The organism is Segatella hominis (genome assembly GCF_019249725.2).
Classification (GTDB): domain Bacteria; phylum Bacteroidota; class Bacteroidia; order Bacteroidales; family Bacteroidaceae; genus Prevotella.
Genome location: NZ_CP137559.1, coordinates 3669626 through 3691022, shown reverse-complemented (window position 1 = coordinate 3691022; position 21397 = coordinate 3669626). Strand labels below are relative to the sequence as shown.

General features: G+C 44.9%; 11 protein-coding genes. 5 read left to right on the top strand and 6 right to left on the bottom strand.

Annotated features, from left to right (window positions below):
* Window positions 1–197: 197 nt before the first annotated feature.
* On the top strand, window positions 198–2714 hold the full coding sequence (clpB, locus tag KUA50_RS14935) for an ATP-dependent chaperone ClpB (protein ID WP_218456405.1): 2517 nt from the start codon (window positions 198–200) through the stop codon (window positions 2712–2714).
* Between the two features lie 139 nt (window positions 2715–2853).
* Here clpB and KUA50_RS14930 read toward each other — a convergent pair whose 3' ends face one another.
* Window positions 2854–4848 (bottom strand): glycoside hydrolase family 97 protein, encoded by a 1995-nt coding sequence (locus KUA50_RS14930; protein WP_218456406.1) that lies wholly within the window; start codon window positions 4846–4848, stop codon window positions 2854–2856.
* A 1047-nt stretch (window positions 4849–5895) separates the two neighbouring features.
* Here KUA50_RS14930 and hflX point away from each other — a divergent pair.
* The 3 genes from hflX to KUA50_RS14915 all read left to right on the top strand — a co-directional run bounded on the left by hflX (window position 5896) and on the right by KUA50_RS14915 (window position 10827).
* A complete protein-coding gene (gene hflX, locus KUA50_RS14925) occupies window positions 5896–7143 on the top strand; it encodes a GTPase HflX (RefSeq protein ID WP_022110044.1) in 1248 nt (415 codons plus the stop codon).
* A gap of 51 nt (window positions 7144–7194) precedes the next feature.
* Window positions 7195–9051, top strand: coding sequence for a DUF4954 family protein (locus KUA50_RS14920; protein WP_218456407.1), 1857 nt, complete (start codon window positions 7195–7197; stop codon window positions 9049–9051).
* 117 nt (window positions 9052–9168) lie between these two features.
* Entirely contained in the window at window positions 9169–10827 is a 1659-nt protein-coding gene (locus KUA50_RS14915) for a fumarate hydratase (RefSeq protein ID WP_022110042.1), read from the top strand.
* A gap of 126 nt (window positions 10828–10953) precedes the next feature.
* On the opposite strand, the gene KUA50_RS14910 is transcribed toward KUA50_RS14915, so the two are convergent.
* The 5 genes from KUA50_RS14910 to KUA50_RS14890 all read right to left on the bottom strand — a co-directional run bounded on the left by KUA50_RS14910 (window position 10954) and on the right by KUA50_RS14890 (window position 19996).
* Complete coding sequence (locus KUA50_RS14910) at window positions 10954–13071, bottom strand: HD-GYP domain-containing protein (RefSeq protein ID WP_218456408.1); 2118 nt, start codon at window positions 13069–13071, stop codon at window positions 10954–10956.
* Window positions 13072–13239: 168 nt separating this feature from the next.
* Window positions 13240–14130, bottom strand: a complete 891-nt coding sequence (locus tag KUA50_RS14905; RefSeq protein WP_218456409.1) for a carbohydrate kinase family protein — start codon at window positions 14128–14130, stop codon at window positions 13240–13242.
* A 259-nt stretch (window positions 14131–14389) separates the two neighbouring features.
* Entirely contained in the window at window positions 14390–15544 is a 1155-nt protein-coding gene (locus KUA50_RS14900) for an MFS transporter (protein WP_218456410.1), read from the bottom strand.
* 136 nt (window positions 15545–15680) lie between these two features.
* Complete coding sequence (locus KUA50_RS14895) at window positions 15681–17579, bottom strand: GH32 C-terminal domain-containing protein (protein WP_218456411.1); 1899 nt, start codon at window positions 17577–17579, stop codon at window positions 15681–15683.
* 131 nt (window positions 17580–17710) lie between these two features.
* Complete coding sequence (locus KUA50_RS14890; RefSeq protein WP_413777470.1) at window positions 17711–19996, bottom strand: TonB-dependent receptor; 2286 nt, start codon at window positions 19994–19996, stop codon at window positions 17711–17713.
* 280 nt (window positions 19997–20276) lie between these two features.
* On the opposite strand from KUA50_RS14890, the gene dinB reads away from it, so the two are divergent.
* Complete coding sequence (gene dinB / locus KUA50_RS14885) at window positions 20277–21395, top strand: DNA polymerase IV (protein ID WP_218456413.1); 1119 nt, start codon at window positions 20277–20279, stop codon at window positions 21393–21395.
* Window positions 21396–21397 lie beyond the last annotated feature (2 nt).

Sequence of the window (21397 nt, the reverse complement as noted above, 5' to 3'; positions counted from 1 at the left end):
CCCTTTGAGCCGACAATTTGACACATAAAACACCCCAAAACCCACCAAAAACCGCCTCATTTATGTCAAAATGTCAGAAAATCACATATCGGCACACTATTCGCTCCTTTGCCAAGAGAAAGCTGAATAATAATTCATAAAATCAGAATTCACTAAAAGAAAATAATAATCCCTATAAATAAGAAAGGAGAATAAATATGACATTCGACAAATTTACAATCAAGGCGCAAGAAGCGGTGCAAGCCGCTGTGAACATCGCGCAGCGTAATGGTCAGCAGACCATCGAACCGGTGCATCTTCTCAGTGGTATCATCGAGAAAGCACCTGATGTAACCAACTATATCTTCCAGAAGTTAGGCATGAACAGCAATCAGATTGCCATGCTCTTGCAACAGGAGATGCAGCATCTGCCTCGTGTGCAGGGTGCCGGGCAGCCATATCTCTCGGGCGACACCAATCAGATTCTTATCAATGCCGAGGACATCGCCAAGAAGATGGGCGACGAATTCGTCAGCGTGGAACCAATCCTCCTTGCCATCCTCAAAGGTAATTCTACAGCAGCCCGCATCTTGAAGGATGCTGGTGCCAACGAGAAGGATTTGACTGCTGCTATTCAGGCCCTCAGACAAGGACAGAACGTTAAGAGTCAAAGTGCTGACGAGAACTATCAGAGTCTCGAAAAATACGCCAAGAATCTGGTTGAACAGGCCAGGAGCGGCAAACTCGACCCTGTAATCGGTCGTGACGAAGAGATTCGCCGGGTACTTCAGATTCTCTCTCGTAGAACCAAGAACAACCCTATCCTTATCGGTGAACCAGGTACTGGTAAAACCGCTATCGTAGAGGGACTTGCAGAGCGTATCGTTCGTGGCGATGTGCCTGAAAATCTGAAGAACAAGCAACTCTATTCGCTCGACATGGGCGCACTGGTGGCTGGTGCAAAATACAAGGGTGAATTTGAGGAACGACTCAAGAGCGTCATCAAGGAGGTAACCAATGCCAACGGACAGATTATCCTCTTCATTGATGAAATCCATACCTTGGTAGGCGCTGGCGGTGGCGAGGGCGCCATGGATGCTGCCAACATTCTGAAGCCAGCCTTGGCACGTGGCGAACTGAGAGCCATCGGTGCTACTACCCTCAACGAGTATCAGAAGTACTTCGAGAAGGATAAGGCACTGGAGCGTAGATTCCAGACCGTCATGGTCAACGAACCTGACGAGGTAGATGCCATCAGCATCCTCCGTGGTATTAAGGAACGTTACGAGAACCATCATAAGGTACGTATTCAGGATGATGCCTGCATTGCAGCCGTCAAGTTGTCTGAAAGATATATTTCCGACAGATTCCTTCCGGACAAGGCCATCGACCTGATGGATGAAGCCGCAGCTAAACTCCGTATGGAGCGCGACTCTGTACCAGAAGAACTGGATGAAATCACCCGTCACTTGAAGCAGTTGGAGATTGAACGTGAGGCTATCAAGCGTGAAAATGACCAACCTAAGATTCAGCAGCTCGACAAGGAAATCGCTGAACTCAAAGACAAGGAGCATGACTTCCGTGCTAAATGGGAAGGAGAAAAAGCACTCGTCAACAAGATTCAGCAGGACAAACAGGAGATGGAGAATCTCAAGTTTGAGGCTGAACGCATGGAGCGTGAAGGCAATTACGAGCGCGTAGCTGAAATCAGATACTCTAAGCTGGTAGCTCTCGAAGACGATATCAAGAAGATTCAGGAGCAACTGAAGAGTACTCAGGGCGGTGAGGCGATGATCCGCGAGGAGGTTACTGCCGACGATATTGCAGAGGTAGTAAGCCGCTGGACGGGAATTCCAGTAAGCCGTATGATGCAGAGCGAGCGCGAGAAACTACTCCATCTAGAGGAAGAACTCCACAAGAGAGTCATCGGACAAGACGAGGCTATCACAGCAGTAAGTGATGCAGTACGCCGTTCTCGTGCTGGATTGCAGGATCCTAAGCGTCCTATCGCCAGCTTTATCTTCCTCGGAACTACCGGTGTTGGTAAAACCGAGTTGGCCAAGGCGCTTGCCGAATACCTGTTCAATGATGAGTCGATGATGACCCGAATCGATATGAGCGAGTATCAGGAAAAGTTCAGTGTCACTCGTCTGATCGGAGCGCCTCCAGGATACGTAGGCTACGATGAGGGTGGTCAGTTGACCGAGGCTGTTCGTCGCAAACCATACAGTGTAGTTCTCTTCGATGAGATAGAGAAGGCTCACCCTGACGTCTTCAACACCTTACTTCAGGTATTGGACGATGGCCGTCTGACCGACAATAAGGGTCGTGTGGTAAACTTCAAGAACACCATCATCATCATGACTTCCAATGCAAGCCGTGAGATGTTGAAGAAGACCTTCCGTCCTGAGTTCCTGAACCGTATCGACGATATCATCACCTTCAAGCCTCTCACCCAGGAGCAGATAGCCAAAGTGGTTGAACTCCAGATGAATAGAGTCAAGAAGATGTTGGAGCCTCAAGGCTTTGAACTCTGCTGGACTCCTGCCGCTATCAGTTATCTTGCTGAGGTAGGTTACAATCCAGAGTTTGGTGCCCGCCCTGTAAAGCGTGCTATTCAGGATTACGTATTGAACGACTTGAGTAAGAAGATTCTTTCCGAAGAAGTAAGTCGTGAGAAACCAATCACCATCGATTACACCAAGGAAGGCGGATTGGTATTCGAGAACAAGTAATATAGAATTGAAGAAAAGCAATTCAATAGGTTCAAGATAAAAAGAAAACAAGAAAAAAGGTTCCTTCGGGGAGTAACATCCTTCGAAGGAACCTTTTTTATGCTTTATAGCAAGCCATTTCGTTTCATCAAACAGCAAACTACTCTATGATGATTCCGCCATTAGGCTGAATCACTACCTTTGCCTTACCATCCTTACCCACCTTCAAAGTCTTCTTGACAGAAGTGAAGAACTTCTCGCCCTTTTTCTTAGGCTGGTCGGTGAGATAAGTCACGGTCTTGCCTGCAAACATCGGCAAATTCAGGGTTAGAGCAAGTGGTTTGTCTGTAGCATTCAGACCACCAACAAACCATCTTCCTGCACTGGCTGCAGCAGTACCTGTATTGGCTGCAGAAGCTTTACGAGCCACTACAGCATACTGGGTAGGATAACCAGCAATAAACTTCACGTCGTCCCAAGCCGTAGGCACAGCCTTCAGCCAATCCAACTTCCACTGAGGCACATCCTGCAGATTGTTAGGATAGAGACAGACACAGTTTACGCTGCTCTGATTGGTAATCGCAGTAGCCATCTCGAAAATATCGCTTGTATAGCGCTGATGACGACTCTTATTGTCCTTGGAGAAATACTTGTTCATCATCACACCACCCCAGTCGAAACTACCTACAGCATTACGGGAGAAAGGATGCATTGTCATTTCGAAAGCCTCCTTCTTTGCATGATAATCAGTAAAGTAAACATTCTCTGAAGCCAAGGCAGCCTCACTGGAAACATAGTTAGGATACATACGTTCCCAACCGCGAGGCATGGTGCAACCATGGAAGATAACCTCCAAACCATAGTCATTGGCATCGCTGAGAATATCTTCATAAAGTTTCATAGTCTCCTGCTTGTCGCCACCGAAGAAGTCCACCTTGATGCCCACTACCCCGATTTTCTTCATCCATGCCATCTCCTTCTTGCGGGCGATGGAATTGTTCATAATCTGACGAGGAGTCTGTGGAGCATCATTCTCGAAACCGTTGGAATTGTACCAGAGCATCAGGCTTACCTTCTTGCTCTTGGCATACTTACTCAACTCTTCAATGCGCTTTCTGCCTATCTGCTTGTCCCACCAGGCATCCACCAAGATGGCTTCATAACCCTGAGCAGCAGCCACATCAATCATCTTCACCTGATCATCATAGTTGATGGAACCATCCTGCCAGATCAACCAGCTCCAAGTATAACGGGAAGGCTTATAGTTCTGAGAAGCCTCATAGAAAGGTTCTACCACATCATAAGGAATGGTGGTTTCCACGATAGGAGCCAGCGATGCACCTACGGTGATGGTACGCCAAGGAGTCTCACCTGGCAAAGGAATGCCAGCAAACTCAGAACCCACGCCATTATTCTCACCCTTCTGAGGGAAAGCAACCGTATAACCCTTACCAGGTTCATAATCAGAGAGACGGCTGCCAGGATAAGCGCTGGAAACACCCGTTTCGCTCACCAGTACCCATCCATCCTCGCCTACCTTGAAAAGACAAGGGAATGTATAGCCCACACCAAACTGAGATTTCACGTTCATCTGGGCATTAGGTGTGTACTCCTCCTCATAAGAAGGTTTGGTACGCTCCCATCCTGTCATCGGAGTAATCTGAGGACAGAGGAAAGTAGTAGTCTTCTCTGGAAAATTAAAACCGCTCACCTCTTTATATATAATCACCGACTTAGGATTATCCTTCTTAGGGCGGCTCATCTCATACTTGTAGGCCACATCATTGTCAGAAACATGAAGGTGAAGCGTCATGGAATCCTTCTTTGCATTGAGGAATCCGATAGTAGCCTCATACACATCTTTCTCTACATGAGATTTCTTCGTATGGTCCATAACATAGGTCAGATGCTTAGGTGCGCCCTTCAGAGCTCCCATGGCAAGTCCCTGAGAGAAATCTCCATAATTCGCTACCAGACCGAGAGCCGAAGCTGCCAACATCTGCTTTCCATTCAAATCCACCGTGTAGGAAGCCTTGCCTCCCTCACACTTCACATTCATTACCAACTTGCCATTTGGCGAAGTCACTGTGTAATTGTTGGCTTGCGCACAAACAGCGCCAAGCAACAAAATACTACTTAGAATACTTTTTTGCATTTTGTTATTCTACTATTTAGGTTGATACATTTTCATTTTTAATTATTATCGAATAAGAAACACATGAACTTCATAACGCATTTTCGAATGACAAAGCATCATATATAATTATGACGACGCATGACATATAAGATATAGCTTTCCTCAATACCAGCTAACAAAGTGTTATTTCTACATTCGTTTGCAAAGATAAACATTAAAAAGGAGAATAAGGTGCATTTTTCGTTCAAAAAACGTTCATATTTGTCACAAACGGCTATTTTCTACTAATTTCAACACGATTAGAAGCGCATTTAAAACATATTTGTGTACTTACAACAAATCAAAAGACTCCTACACCCTCTGTCATTACCTATTTAAATATTAATCCAAATCTACAAAAGCAATACTGCAAATTACAGCGAAAGAAAAAACCATAGTGAAAGGAGTAAGGAGAAATACAGCGGGCCAAAGGAAAGCTAAAGAGGAAACAGGCTGAACGCAGCAAAAAAACTACAACTACCAGGGCTTAAAACGAAAAAAGCCCCGACATCACGCCGGGACTATTTCAAAGTTTTTTAAATGTTTCAGCAGTTTTGCACTTTATGTAGTTATGATTTTATTTTTGAAAATCAGTTTTGTTTTACGTGTGCAAAATTAATAAAATTATTGATGTAAATCAAAGAAAATCTACTTTTTTATTCAAAAAACCACGCAAACGTTTGCGAATTATCGATGCCATTTTGCGTTATTTGTGTGAAATGTGTATCAAATACAAGCTGTGCATTTGCGGTATTTCGATAATTCCAATTTCTTCAAAAGGCTTGGATTCATTCTTTCTGAAGAAACGACAAACGACATTCTGAAGGTTCGACTAACGCTTTCATGAAGAAACGACAAACGACAATTACAATAAAAAACTATAAATAATTCCTCTATCTTTATTCAAGTAGATATTTTTTTGTTACCTTTGCACATTATATATAATACGCGTGCGCACGAGGACGATGCTTATATCTTGCGCACGAGAGTGAAACCAAATAAAATATATTCTACAGTAGAACATAAATGAAAGAATTTGTAATTTCAGAAGTCAAGGCAGAAACCGCAGTGCTCGTAGGTCTGGTAACCAAGACACAGGACGAAGCCAAGACAAAAGAATACCTCGACGAGTTGGAATTCCTCGCCGATACTGCTGGTGCGGTCACCGTGAAGAGATTCACACAGAAGGTGATTTCACCTAACCAGACCACATACGTGGGAAAAGGTAAGTTGGAGGAAATCAAACAATACATCAAGGAAGAGGAAGAAGAAGACAGAGAAATCGGCATGGTCATCTTTGATGATGAACTTTCTGCCAAGCAGATACGCAACATCGAACAAGAGTTGCAAGTGAAGATTCTCGACCGTACCTCACTCATCCTCGACATCTTTGCCATGCGTGCACAGACCGCAGCGGCAAAGACTCAGGTAGAATTGGCACAATATCGCTATATGCTTCCACGACTGCAACGCCTCTGGACTCACCTTGAGCGTCAGGGAGGCGGTTCTGGTTCTGGTGGCGGTAAAGGTTCTGTTGGTTTGCGTGGTCCGGGTGAAACCCAGCTGGAGATGGACCGCCGTATCATCCTCGGCAGAATGAGCCTGCTGAAAGAACGACTGGCAGAAATCGACAAGCAGAAGACAACCCAGAGAAAAAACCGCGGCCGTCTCATCCGTGTAGCACTCGTAGGTTACACCAACGTGGGAAAGAGTACCATCATGAACCTCCTCTCCAAGAGTGAAGTCTTCGCAGAAAACAAACTCTTCGCCACACTCGACACTACCGTGCGCAAGGTTGTGGTAGAAAATCTTCCGTTCCTCCTCGCCGACACCGTTGGATTCATCCGCAAGTTGCCTACCGACCTGGTAGATTCCTTCAAGAGTACACTGGATGAGACCCGCGAGGCCGACCTGCTGTTGCACGTAGTAGATATCTCGCACCCTGATTTCGAAGAGCAGATACAGGTGGTAGAGAAAACGCTGGAGGAATTGGGATGTTCAGACAAGCCATCAATGATTATCTTCAACAAGATAGACAACTATACCTGGGTAGAGAAAGAGGAAGATGACCTAACACCTATGGAGAAGGAAAACATTCCACTGGAAGACCTGAAGAAGACATGGATGGCTAAACTCCACGATGACTGCCTTTTCATCTCGGCAAAGAACAAAGACAACATCGATGAGTTCCGCGAGGTACTCTATAAGAAAGTAAGAGAGCTCCACGTACAGAAGTATCCATACAATGACTTCCTGTACCAGGATTACGAATAAATAATACCTGGAGTTATCCCGAAAAGATAACTCCACAAAAACGTATCAACAATGAATGACTACAGACCTCTAACCTCAGAAGAAATCGAGGTGCTCAAGAGTAATGACTGTTGGGCAGAAGACTGGACCTCCGTGAATGTATCGGAGAACTTCAAACCCAACTTTATGCATCGCGTGATGCTCTATGGTGAAGTAAACATCGGCGGATTCGACAAGAATGTAGAAGTAAGCCAAGGCTTTGTGAAGCATTCCGGCATCAACAATGCCACCCTGAGAAATGTAACCATCGGAGATGATTGCCTCATTGAAAACGTGGGCAATTTCATCAACAACTACACCATCGGTGATGATTGCTACATTTCCAATATTTCAACCATGGAGACCACAGAGGGAGCTACCTATGGCGAAGGAAACCTGGTAAGCGTACTCAATGAGGTGGGCGAAGGAAATGTCATTCTTTTCAGCGACCTGAACAGTCAGTTGGCTGCATTCATGGTGAAACACTTCTCCGACAAGGAACTGAAGGAGAAGATACGCCTGCTCATCAAGAGCGATATAGACACCAAGATGCCGGAACGCGGACAGATAGGGAACAACGTGAAGATTATCAACACCAAGGAGATAACCAACTGCGTGATCAATGACTTCTGCGAGGTAAACGGTGCTTCCCGACTCAGCGACTGCACCCTGTTGGGCTCCATCCATGGTAATGTGTACATCGGTACTGGCGTAATTGCAGAAAACAGCATCATCGCTGAAGGTTCGAGCGTTATCAACAGTGTGAAGATACAAGACTGCTTCATCGGTGAGACTTGCCAGTTGAGCAATGGTTTCACGGCCTCAGCTTCCGTATTCTTCGCCAACAGCTATATGAGTAATGGTGAGGCATGTGCCGCCTTCTGTGGTCCATTCACAGCCTCTCACCACAAGAGCAGTCTCCTCATCGGAGGTATGTTCTCATTCTATAATGCAGGTTCGGCCACCAATTTCTCCAACCATGCCTACAAGATGGGACCTATGCACTGGGGAATCCTGGAACGCGGTTCGAAGACAGCCAGCGGCGCTTACCTGCTGATGCCTGCCACGTTAGGAACCTACTCTGTATGTTTCGGCAAACTGATGCACCATCCCGATACTCGCAATCTGCCATTCGCCTATCTGATAGCCGATGGCGACAAGATGTTCCTCATACCAGGCAGAAACATCACTACCGTAGGTCTGTATCGAGACATCAAGAAATGGCCAAAGCGAGATCTTCGTGCTCCAGAAAACCGCAAGAGTATCGTCAATCTCGACTGGCTTTCCCCATTCTCTGTGGGAGAAGTTCTCAAAGGCAAGAAAATCCTCGAAAATCTGCGCGAGGTAACGGGCGATAATGTTTCGCAATACCTCTATCATGAGTACATCATACCAGCCACCTCGCTTCACAAGGGCATCAAGTATTACGACATTGCTCTTCGCATCTACATGGGTGCCGTACTGAAGAGAGTTCTCAAGCGCGACCCGAGCATCACCCCACCAAGCACACAGATTGGTTTGGGCGACTGGGACGACCTGTCGGGTCTCCTCCTTCCTGTATCAGAGGAAGAGAGAATCATCAACGACCTGAAAGATGGAAACATCGAGACCATCCAGGAACTCATCGAGCGATTCGAAAATATCGATGCCAACTACCGCGAGTACCAGTGGTCATGGACTTACAAAATGATCTGCGATTACTACGGCATTAGCGAGATTACGCTCGAAGATGCCAACCGCATTCATGAGGACTACATCAAAGCCCGCCGTTCATGGATTGCCGAAATCAAGAAGGATGCAGAGAAAGAATTTGCCATGGGAGATGTGGAAGAAGAAGTCTTCCGCAATTTCGTGGATAGTCTTGACCAGGAAATAGATTACGAGAATTAAAGAGACTGATGATGGATTACTCAACGTGTCTGTCAGATAGTTTCAGCTATTAAATTTGAATGTTTCAACAGTAAAAAAGAATATTTCAACAGTTTTAAATTATAACAAAAAAACATTATGGCAAAAGCTCCAGATTTTAAGTACGCTCCAATGTTTCAGCTTGGAGAGGACAAGACAGAGTACCGCCTTATCTCTAAAGAAGGCGTAAGCACAGCAGAGTTTGAGGGTAAGACAATCCTCAAGGTTTCTAAAGAAGCTTTGACTTTGCTGGCACAGCAGGGTTTCCACGACGTAGAGTTCATGCTCCGTCGTGAGCACAATGCTCAGGTAGCTAAGATTTTGACCGACCCAGAGGCTTCTGAGAACGACAAGTACGTAGCTCTCCAGTTCCTCCGCAACGCAGAGACTGCCGTGAAGGGCATTCTCCCATTCTGCCAGGATACAGGTACTGCCATCATTCATGGCGAGAAAGGCCAGCGCGTATGGACTGACTTTGAGGATGAAGAGGCTTTGAGCCTTGGTGTCTATAACACATACACACAAGACAACCTCCGCTATTCACAGAATGCTCCTCTCAATATGTATGATGAGGTGAACACCCGTTGCAACCTCCCTGCCCAGATTGACATCGAGGCTACAGAAGGTGATGAGTACCGTTTTGTGATGGTAGCTAAGGGTGGTGGCTCTGCCAACAAGACTTACTTCTACCCAATGACCAAAGCTACTATCCAGAATGAGGGTACATTGCTCCCATTCCTCGTTGAGAAGATGAAGAGTCTGGGTACTGCAGCATGTCCTCCTTACCACATCGCATTCGTAATCGGTGGTACTTCTGCTGAGAAGAACCTCCTTACCGTGAAGTTGGCTTCTATCAAATACTACGATGAGTTGCCTACTACAGGCGATGAGACAGGTCGTGCTTTCCGTGATATTGACTTGGAAAACAAACTCCTCGAAGAGGCACACAAGATCGGCTTGGGTGCACAGTTTGGTGGCAAGTACCTGGCTCACGACATCCGCGTAGTTCGCCTCCCACGTCATGGTGCCAGCTGTCCTATCGGTATGGGCGTAAGCTGCTCTGCCGACCGCAACATCAAGGCTAAAATCAACAAGGACGGTATCTGGTTGGAGAAGATGGATGAGAACCCTACAGAGTTGATTCCTGAAGAGCTTCGCAAGCCAGGCGAGGGTGCAAAGGGTATTGAAATCGACCTCGACAAGGGTATCGACGCAGTACGTGCTGAGTTGAGCAAGTATCCAGTTAGCACCCGTGTTAATTTGAAGGGTACCATCATCGTGGCTCGCGACATTGCTCATGCTAAGCTCAAGGCTCGTCTGGACGCTGGCGAGGAAATGCCAGAGTACTTCAAGAACCACCCTATTCTCTATGCAGGTCCTGCCAAGACTCCAGAGGGTTATCCATGTGGCTCAATGGGTCCTACCACAGCCAACCGTATGGATCCATACGTAGATGAGTTCCAGGATCATGGTGCAAGTTTGGTCATGATTGCCAAGGGTAACCGTGGCGACATCGTAACAGAGGCTTGCAAGAAGCACGGTGGTTTCTACCTCGGTACTATCGGCGGTGTAGCTGCTGTTCTCTCCCAGAGTTCTATCAAAAGCATTGAGTGCGTAGAGTACCCTGAGCTCGGTATGGAGGCTATCTGGAAGATTACCGTAGAAGACTTCCCTGCATTCATCCTCGTAGATGACAAGGGCAACGACTTCTTCAAACAGTTGAAGCCTTGGACACCTTGCAAGGAGTGCCAGAAGTAAAAACATATAAAACCAACAAATCCCTCTTGACTTTCTCATGATTTAGAGAAATCCAAGAGGGATTTTTATTTTCTGCGATTCAAGACTTTTTCATTTTTAGAGAAACTGTACAGACAATCAGAAAAGTCATATCTGAAAGAAGCGTGAATAGATACGGTAATAAATTTCTATCCATCCATTCTCCACCAGATGATGCAGTTTCTTTGCCAACTTAGGATATGCATCTATCAAAGCAACAAGATCAGGATTATACTTTGTTCCCGCTCCTGCCCTCAACTCCGGCATGACGACCTCGAATGTCTTACCAATACGATAATTCCGCCCCACGCGCTCTGTAGCTGCCTGCAAGCAATCACTGAGCGTCACTATATCTATCAGGAAACGAATCGGCGATTTCGTATTATCAAAATCAGCAGGATATCCGCCCTTACCATTATACCATTTATGATGCCCCACTGTCGTATCATGAAAATTCTCCCAACCAGGAACAGCATTCAGAAATATATCTCCCAGACGAGGATGCAATCGGATAATGGAAAATTCATCATCTGTCAATGGCAGATACTCATTGTTGACTACCGACACGATGGCATTCTTTCCAATATCATGAATCATTCCTGCTTCGTATATAAAGGAACGCAGAGTTCTTTTATGTTTCAGCACTTCCGTAGTAGTCTTATATCCGAACACTCCTTGAAGGAGTTCTGGCTTATGTTTCAACACCCCATTCAGCAACACCTTAGCTATTTTAGCCACGTGCATAGAATGAGCAAAGGTAGTTACCTGAGTAGAAACATTCAAACCACTCATAAACCGGATCATTTGCTTATAACTGAGATATTTCACCAACCGCCTATGTGTCGATAAACGGAACAACTCACGAACGAAATCCGTATTTCCCTGAAAATCTTTCCGTTTTCCAAAAGCCGTCACCATATTTTGGGACATTTTCCATATCGTCTTTTTTTTCTGCGAAACAGGAACATCGGCTTCATCATTAATAATCAGGAAAATATATAGAGGCATCAGGTAATCACGGATTATTCTGTCATTCATTGGGGAATCTCTATATTTGAGCCACTTCTCATGATAATGATTCTTGCATCTTAACCACGCTTCCCGAGAAGATATCTGCCTTGCCTTCATCTGCAAAAATACAGTACGGATAAATGACAAATTACTCAACTCTGTTTTTTGGAGATTTCTGGCAATCACCGCCCGTGTCAAAGAATCACGAACATGTCTGTCTAAAACAGTAGGTGTATAATAGTAAATATTGCACAGAAAAGCCTCATTTTTGGTTTCCTTCAATTCCTGCAAGTCTCTCTTCTGATTAGGAACAAGAATCTCATCCAAGTCCTCCCTTTTCAGGAATTCATCCAGTCTCCTGTGATGTTCCTCAAAATCCTGAATATTTTCCATCCCGAAGGCAAGCCAAATTGTGGAAGGCATATACTCCAAAGCCCCAGCCAAAGCAAAGAGATAATAAGGATAACGCTTGGCATCTTCTGACAGAATAGCCTTACCTGCCTGATAGGCTTTTTGCAGATATTCCATATTTCCGCCCAAGTTCCACATCTGCTCATAACCATAGAGACGCCAGAGATTAAATACGTTCGTAAACTTCACGCTATCAGGCAGATATTCACCGCCCTTTTCAAGAATATTAGTCATTTTAACCAACAGAAAAGGGTCATATAAGTTTTTACTGACATACTCTTTCTCCATAGAATGACAAAAATCCAAATAGACTTCTTCCGGAATAGAATCGCCATGCCTTTTGAAAAATTCTTTGATTCCCCGCATGATTTCCTGATTGGCGGCAAAGATCTGATGATTCTTGATGGCACGACGACGGAAATAATTGACCCATTTATCATGTTCTTTGATCATGAAAATACTGTCATTATAACGATTATAAGCCTTTCTGTTTTTCGCAAGAATATCAAAACAAAGTTTAAAGTCTATCGTGTCAGAATTGGCATTGTCCTGTTCTTCGGCTTGGGGCTTAGCCGATTCGGCAGTAGAATCTGCGGATGGAGTATTGAACAGAGGATAAGCCGCTTGCAGTTTATCCGAAGAACTTTGCTTATGAGAAATCAGTTTGCCTGGAGTGATTCCTTGCACACTGGTATAGAATGAAGAAACAAACAGGATAAAGAAAAGGAAAAGCAGTTGGAATGAGAGATGACCAGATACTCTCTTGCCACCATCGTTCAATATATTATAAAAAAATGCTCTCAAAACTTATACAATATGATTTTAATGTGGCAAAGATACAATCTTTTTTCAATTAAAACAAATATTGCAAAGAATATTTCAAAAAAAAGCTACAATCCATATCAAATGAACTGCAGCTTTTTACATTAACTAAATATCAACTATAATCGATGAAACAAAACTAATCGCCTATTACTTGGTGTATTCCTCTGGAATAATTGGCATCGCTCCATTCTGAGTACAAACGTAAGCACTTACCTTGACGGCAAGTTCATGAGCCTCAGTAATACTCTTGCCTTTCAGAATGCTGGCACAGAAAGTACCTGTAAAACTATCACCGGCACCTACAGTATCTGCCACCTCTACCTTTGGAGTCTCTTGGAATGACTTCACACCTGGAGCGAAAACATAGCTACCGTTTACACCACAAGTCAACACGAGCATATCGAGATTGTACTTACCGAGAATCAACCAGCACTTATTCTCAATATCCAAACCTGGATAACCGAAAAGACGACCGATAGTAATCAACTCCTCGTCGTTAATCTTCAATACATTGCAGCGTTTCAAGCTCTCGGTAATCACTTCTGGAGTATAGAAGTTTTGGCGGAGATTGATGTCGAAAATCTTCAGACAATCGTTTGGAGTATAATCAAGGAACTTATAGATTGTTTTGCGGCTTACCTCGCTGCGCTGAGCTAAGGAACCCCAGCAAACAGCACCTGCATTGGCAGCAATCTCCTTGATGTCATCAGTAAATGGGATATTATCCCAAGCCACACCCTGCTTGATATCGTAAGTAGGAACACCCTCTTTATCGAGCTGCACCTGAACAGTTCCTGTAGGATAATCAACCTCAGGCATCACATATTTCAACTTTTTCTCATCAAGAAGGCGAAGAGCTGTATCGCCCAAGACATCCTTACCCACAGCACTCACAGCCACAGAATGTAAGCCATGCTGACCTGCGTGGTAAGCGAAATTGGCAGGAGCACCACCAAGTTGAGAACCAGAAGGGAGAACATCAAAAAGAATCTCACCTAAACCTACACAATATTTTTTATCTAAATTCTTTGTTTCCATAATTACACCTTATTATATATAGTATAAATTCTATATATGCTAAAAACGATAGTGAATAATAATTATTGTATTTATCTGATTTGTATTTACAATGAATCAGTATTGTATCTCTAACTAAGAAAAGAAGTTTTTCTCCTTAGAAGAAAGTTGTGTTCAACGTCGTTGAATACACGTTCAACGTCTTTGAATGTCGGTTCAACGTCTTTGAACGCACGTTCAACGACGCTGAACGAAACTTTCTATAGGGATGGAAGAACATTTATGCCAGCCTACGGATATAAGTGAAGAGATAAACTACACCTACCGCCATTACAGCCACAGCACCAACCTGACCGAAGGTATCGCTGGCAAAGCCCATGAACAATGGGAAGATGGTTCCACCGAAGAGACCCATAATCATCAATCCACTCACCTCGTTCTTCTTATCAGGCATAGCAAGCAGTGCCTGAGAGAAAATCATAGAGAACACATTAGAGTTACCATATCCTACCAAGGCAATGGCAATATAAAGCATTGTCTTGCTCTCGCCTACCCACATACCGATCATACTCAGAGCCATCATTACTACGCTGATCATGAAGAAAGTGCGAGTTCTCATCATGCGGAGGAAAGCAGTACCAGTGAAACATCCGATGGTACGGAAGATGAAGTAGAGCGATGTGGCGAAAGCTGCATCATTCAAACTCCAGCCCAAACGCTCCATCAAAATCTTAGGAGCTGTGGTATTGGTACCCACATCGATGCCTACATGACACATGATACCGATGAAGGAAAGCAACACGATAGGTTTGCCAAGTAACTTGAAACACTCACCAAAGCCAGAAGCCTTGCCTTCATTCTTTTCTTCCTCAATAGGAGTACCTGCCAGGAAGAATGTGGCTGTTATTCCGATAATCATATAGATTGGGAAAAGAACTCGCCAACCCAAACCGAAGGATGGAATGCTTGCCATAGCACCCCACATAGCGATGTATGGTGCAAGGAAAGAAGCGATGGCCTTGACAAACTGACCAAAGGTCAAAGTGGAAGCCAGATTCTTACCCGTTGTCACTACAGAAACCAGCGGATTCAAGGAGGTCTGCATCAAGGCATTTCCTATACCCAACAAAGAGAATGAAACGAGCATCACTCCGAAACTCTCACCGAAGATAGGCAAGAGAAGAGAAATGACGGTAACGAGCAAAGACAGGAGTACAGTCTTCTTTCTACCTATCTTATTCATCAGGATTCCAGTAGGAACCGAAAATATGAGAAACCAGAAGAATACTAAAGATGGGAACAGATTGGCTGTCGAATCATTGAGATTCAGGTCTTCTTTTACATAGTTGGAGGCAATACCTACCAGATCTACAAATCCCATGGCGAAGAAACAGAGCATCACCGGGATGATTGTCAGTTTTGATGATTTATTCATAATTGTTAGAGTTATTGTTTCTTGTTTTCTGCTGCAAAGGTAGCGACAAACGATATCTTCTATGATAAAATATCGTTCATCGACTACCATTTTTATTGTATTGCTACATCAGTAACACTCTTAGAAACAATAGTGATTACAAACCAAGTTTATGAAGCTTCATATTCTTGAACTCTGCCTTGCCACCCTGAGTATAGAGCTTCACATTCTCGTATGGAGCTACAGGGAAAACGAGGTTGGTCATGGCGATGCGACCGCCATCAACGAAGAGCTCAACAGATGACTTATCTACGAAGATATCTACATGATAGGTCTTCTTGCCATCCTCGCAAAGACTCAATGGAGCCCAGGTAGCGAGAGCGAAATCATTCTTGTAGTTGATGGAATTGGCTATGCGGGCAGGCTCCTTGCCTTCTGCAGCACGCTGCTTATCCCAAGCCAGCTCGATATCGTGAGGAACCGCCTGCTTGCCGAAATCGGTCAAACCACTCTCGGTTCTATCCATCACAACCTTGCCCTGCTTCATATCGAAGTAGATCATGGCGCGCTCACGCTTGTTGTTTGAAATCTCAATACCGGCAATGCCGTTGGCATCTGGAGTTACATCAGCCTCGATTTCGAAAGCACCATTCATATTGGCTGCAACACCCTTCAAGTCCTTGGCATCGGCAACAGAAGCATCTGCCAATTCCTTGGTATCCTTTCTCAAGGCATATACCTCAGGAGCTACATCCTCTGAAATATAGTACTTGCCATTCTTCTCGTAGAGCTTCAACTCTCTTGGCAAACCGTTGGCACCACGATTCTGCTTGAACGGAGTGAGGTTGGCATACTGCCAGTTGCTCATCCAGGTGATTCCCAATACTCGGTCGCCTGTGTTAGAGAAGGTAACGGTGGCGTAATGATCCTTACCCCAATCGAGCCACTTCACATCGTGGGCATCAGGACAAGTGAAGTTCTTGCCATCGAAATCGCCTACGAAATACTCGGTAGCGCTGCCACCAAACCAGCAACCTGGGTTGATATTCATCGTCATCACCCACTTCATCTTCTTCTTATCACCATTTACAGGCAACTGGAAGAAGTCTGGGCACTCATACTGGCATGGCTGCTGACCCATACCCTTGCCGAAAGCACTTACATAAGTCCACTTCTTCAAGTTCTTTGACTTATAGAAACGGGTCTCCTTATCGGCAGAAACAATCATATACCAGCACTTTCCCTTCTCATACCAGAATACCTTAGGGTCACGGAAGTCCTTCAGACCGTCGAATGGAGTCAACACTGGGTTGCCCTCGTACTTGGTGAAGGTGCGACCATTGTCATTGCTGTAGGCGATGCACTGCACCTCATCGTGGTTCACGCTGTTGTTGGTATAGATGGCGATGATGGCATTCTTGCCAAAACCGGCAGTATTCTTCTTATCTACTACAGAACTACCAGAGAAGATATGACCTACAGGGTCGCGGGCGATGGCTGGGTCGAGATGCTCCCAGTGTACAAGGTCCTTGCTTACGGCATGTCCCCAGTGCATGTTGCCCCACTTGCTTCCGTATGGGTTATACTGGAAATAGAGATGATACTCACCATCCTTATATACCATACCGTTAGGGTCGTTCATCCAACCGTAGAGCGGAGTGAAGTGATAAGATGGGCGATAGTAATCGGTGTTGGTAGTATCGAATGTATTGCTGAGCTTGAGCAAGCTGAGTGCCAGGGCATCCTTCTTCAAACCGAGGATCTTGACGGTAGCGGTCTTACCCTTGCCCAAGGCAAATGGTACGAAGTAATCAGAACCATTCTGAGCCAGGCGAACGTCCATCCAGGTATCATCCTTAGAACCTGTATCGAGCAAAACCTGAGCCTCATCCTTCTCTTCCTGGATAGGGAGAAGAAGATACTTGGTAGGATTCTCCACCTTGATGATAGTAGTATCACCCTTGTGTTCGATATTCATCTTCTGTGCAAAGGCAGAAGTTGTAGCTGATGCCATCAACATGAGGCAGGCAGCCTTCATCATATTGTTTGTTCTCATTGTACTATTATTGTTAATTGTTATTGTTTATTTATATATAGAACGTAGCTTTATCTTTGTTATTACCGACAGCCCTATACATTATATTATATATAGGAGCTGTCGATGATGTTTATTGATATTTATATCGCTTAGAACTTCAGCGAAGCTGTAAATTCTACAGTGAATGGACGGAGATAGCTACCCGTCATAATCTGGTTTTTGATTCCCTTAGCCTCATCCTTGGTAATCAGCTCGGCACCTGCAATACTACCCTTGGCACCAGTCTGGTTGAGGAAGTTGACTACGGTGCAGCCGAGAGCTAAGCGCTTGGTTGCCTGCCAGTTCAAACCTCCGAAAGTCTCCCAGTGACCGTTGAAGTAATATGCCTCGTTGATGTTGGCGTAGGTCTTGCTGAAGTAACGGAAGCTGGTCCAGAGCTTGATGTCCTTGGTAATCATGTAGCTTGGATCCAACTCGATGAGAATCTGAGGAATCTCTGCTACGATATTGCCAGTGGCGTTGATTTTGCCAACAGAACCATCGTTGAAGGTGACGCTGGTTTCATACTTCTTGTAAGTTGGCTTCTGATAAGTGAAGAGGAAGTGGAAATCGAATCCCTTGAATGGATGAGCCACAGCGTCGGTTGTCCATCCCCATGTCTGGATATCGTAAGACATTGGAGCTGCCTTGATTTCACTGCCATGCTGCAGGTTGAGAGTTGCATTATTGTTGGTCTTTGAGATATAAGAGAACAACGATGTCAGGCTCAACCATGAGTTGTTGTAGTAGATACCTGCACGACCGAGTGGCACAGAGATCTGATCTGTATTTGGCAATGTAGCTGGGGCAAAAGCCTCGAACTTAGGATGCTGAACGATGTAAGTGAAATCGCCAGTGAAGCCGAAGTTATCGGTCAACTTATAAGTTGCTGCTACAGAGAAATCATAGTTGATCCAGTTGTAGCTCAAGTCTGCTGGAGCAATCTTGGTTCCATCTGCTGCGATAGCACCAAGATAGTAATCTGCGAAACGACCTACGAATTCACCCTTGGCATTCTTCACTGCTGCGTTTTCACCCTTCAGCTTCTGCCACTCCAGACGGGCACCATAGTAGAGATTCAACTTGTTGGTAACATCCCAATCGTGAGTGAAGTAGAGAGCCAGCTTGTTTTCGCTTCCCTTGTAATACTCAGAGGCATTCTTGTTGAAATCGTAGAAGTAGCCATTGCGCTGGTTGGCATCCCAAACGCGCAGGGCAAAACTGCCATCTGCAGGAACACTCTGATCATACATGGTTGTATTTGAGCAATAATCGATATGGTAGAACCACTCATTCACGCCAAGACGGAAGGTGGAAGTACTGAATTTCTTGCTGAGCTCGGTGGTGAAAAGAGCCTCATCAATCTTACCGGCATTGAGACATGACATACGGGTCTGGATGTACTGACCATCGTAAGCCTTGGTCTGGCCGTCGATATCGCGATACTTATAATTATATACGCCCTGATTAGCTGCGCTCTTCAAGTCGATGATAGCCATTGGAGTCTGGTAAACCATCGCACCACGGGAGTGATCATACTTCAAGGTAGCCTTCCAGTTCAAACCGTTGTCAAAACGGTAGTTGTTCATCAGGGTTACCTCGCTTGCCTTGTTCAGGCAGGCATCGTAGAGAGAAGTCTGCTCCAACTTGCCGGTACGCATATTGCGATAAGTCATCTCGTTATCGATAGGGAGATAAGAGGTGGTACCGAGTTTGAAATCGCCATACTCCTTTACGCTTCCATCGCCAACATAGATGAATGGAGCACTCTGGGTAGCGTAGTTATACACATTGTGGCTATTGGCATACTTGTACATGGCTGTGAACTCGCCACGGTTGCCGTTGTACTTCTTGGTGATGAGTGCCTTGTAGATCTGGGTACGGTCCTGATAAGGAGTTGACTTGATCTTGAAGGTACCCGGGTCGAAATCCTGATACATATTAAAGCTGTAGTACCAGTCGCTTCCCAAATCACCGTTCATATTCAGAGAGAATTCCTGCAATCCGAAGTGATTGCTCTTATAGTTCAGCGTACCATTGAATCCCTTCTGTCCCTTCTGGGTGAAAGAGTTCACGGCATAACCGATATTACCGGTAGTGATGGCAGTCTCGGCAATCTTGAGCAAACCCTGATGGCTCAAACTTGCATCACCACGCCAGATAGTATTGACAGAATGAGGATTGGTAGCGTAAGTAACAGGCAGACCATTCTCCAATACGTTGACATCGGCAGAAGGCAAACCTATCTGAATCTCACGAGGACCATTCGCACTGGCTGCATTGAGCATCACGTTGCGGTTACCCTCTTCCTTAGCATTTGCATTATCATCCTGTGCAAAAGCTGCTGTAACATTTACCAATGAAAGTGCAAGCACCATGGCTGCTGACTTTCTCATAGAATAGGTATTCATAACCTTAATGTTTTAATTGTTAGCGTTATTGTTTTGATTTCTGATGCAAAATTATATAAAGGTCTAAACACATACTTAAAATATCCTTTCATCTGATATAACTTTCCGTTCATTGCAACAAAATTAATAGCCAATGAACGTTTTTTATCAGCAAAAGAAGCACCTGAAGCATCTAATAAGCAAAATTTTCTAAAAGATTTGTTTCAAAAAAGAATAAAACAGTATCTTTGCATCAGATTGAGATAAGTCGAATTACAACAAGACGATGGAAGAACGCAAGATCATACATATCGACATGGATGCTTTCTTTGCGGCTGTAGAGCAAAGAGACAATCCGGAACTTCGGGGCAAACCGGTAGCGGTTGGCTTCGACGGACCACGTGGTGTGGTTTCTACAGCCAGCTATGAGGCAAGGAAGTATGGCGTTCACTCGGCGCAATCCATCGCTCAGGCCAAGCAGCGCTGCCCTAATCTCATCATCGTGCCCTGCCGGCATGATTATTACGCTAAAATATCCCATCAGATACATCAGATATTCCAGGAATATACCGATCTCATCGAACCCATCTCCATAGATGAAGCCTTTCTTGATGTAACACAGAATAAGAAAGGGATAGAACTGGCGGTGGATATCGCCAAAGAAATCAAAACCCGTATCAAGGAAGCAACCGGACTCACCGCCTCGGCTGGCATCAGCTACTGCAAGTTTCTCGCCAAAGTGGCTTCTGATTACCGTAAACCTGATGGTATCTGCACCATTCATCCCGACAAGGCACTCGATTTCATCGCCCAGCTACCAGTAGAGGATTTCTGGGGCGTGGGCAAGAAAACCTTGCAAAAGATGCACTTCATGGGTATCTTCAACGGAGCTGACCTACGGAAAGTATCCGAGGAACATCTGGTTGAAGTGTTCGGAAAAGCCGGTCATATCTTCTATGACTTTGCCCGTGGGATAGACAACAGACCTGTTATCACAAGCAGAGTGAGGAAGTCTGTGGGATGCGAACAGACTTTTCTGGAAGATATCTATAAAAAAACGGCAGTCATCATAGAACTCTATCATTCAGTACTTGAACTCCAGGAGCGGATTTCCAAGAGTGGGTTTGAGGGTAGAACATTAACTTTAAAGGTGAAGTTTTCCGACTTCACCCAGATTACCCGCAGCATTTCACAAGAGAAAATCCTGAAGGAAAAAGGAGAAATACTCCCACTTGCCAAGCGATTGCTCCAACAAGTGGATTACTCCGCCAGCCGCCCTATCCGCCTTCTCGGCTTGTCTGTAAGCAATGCTACTTCAGAAGAAGCAAAGAAAGAGGACAGGGAAAACAGTAGCCAAGGACCAGAATACCGGGAACTGGAACTGGAGTTTGAAGATTGGGAATAAAG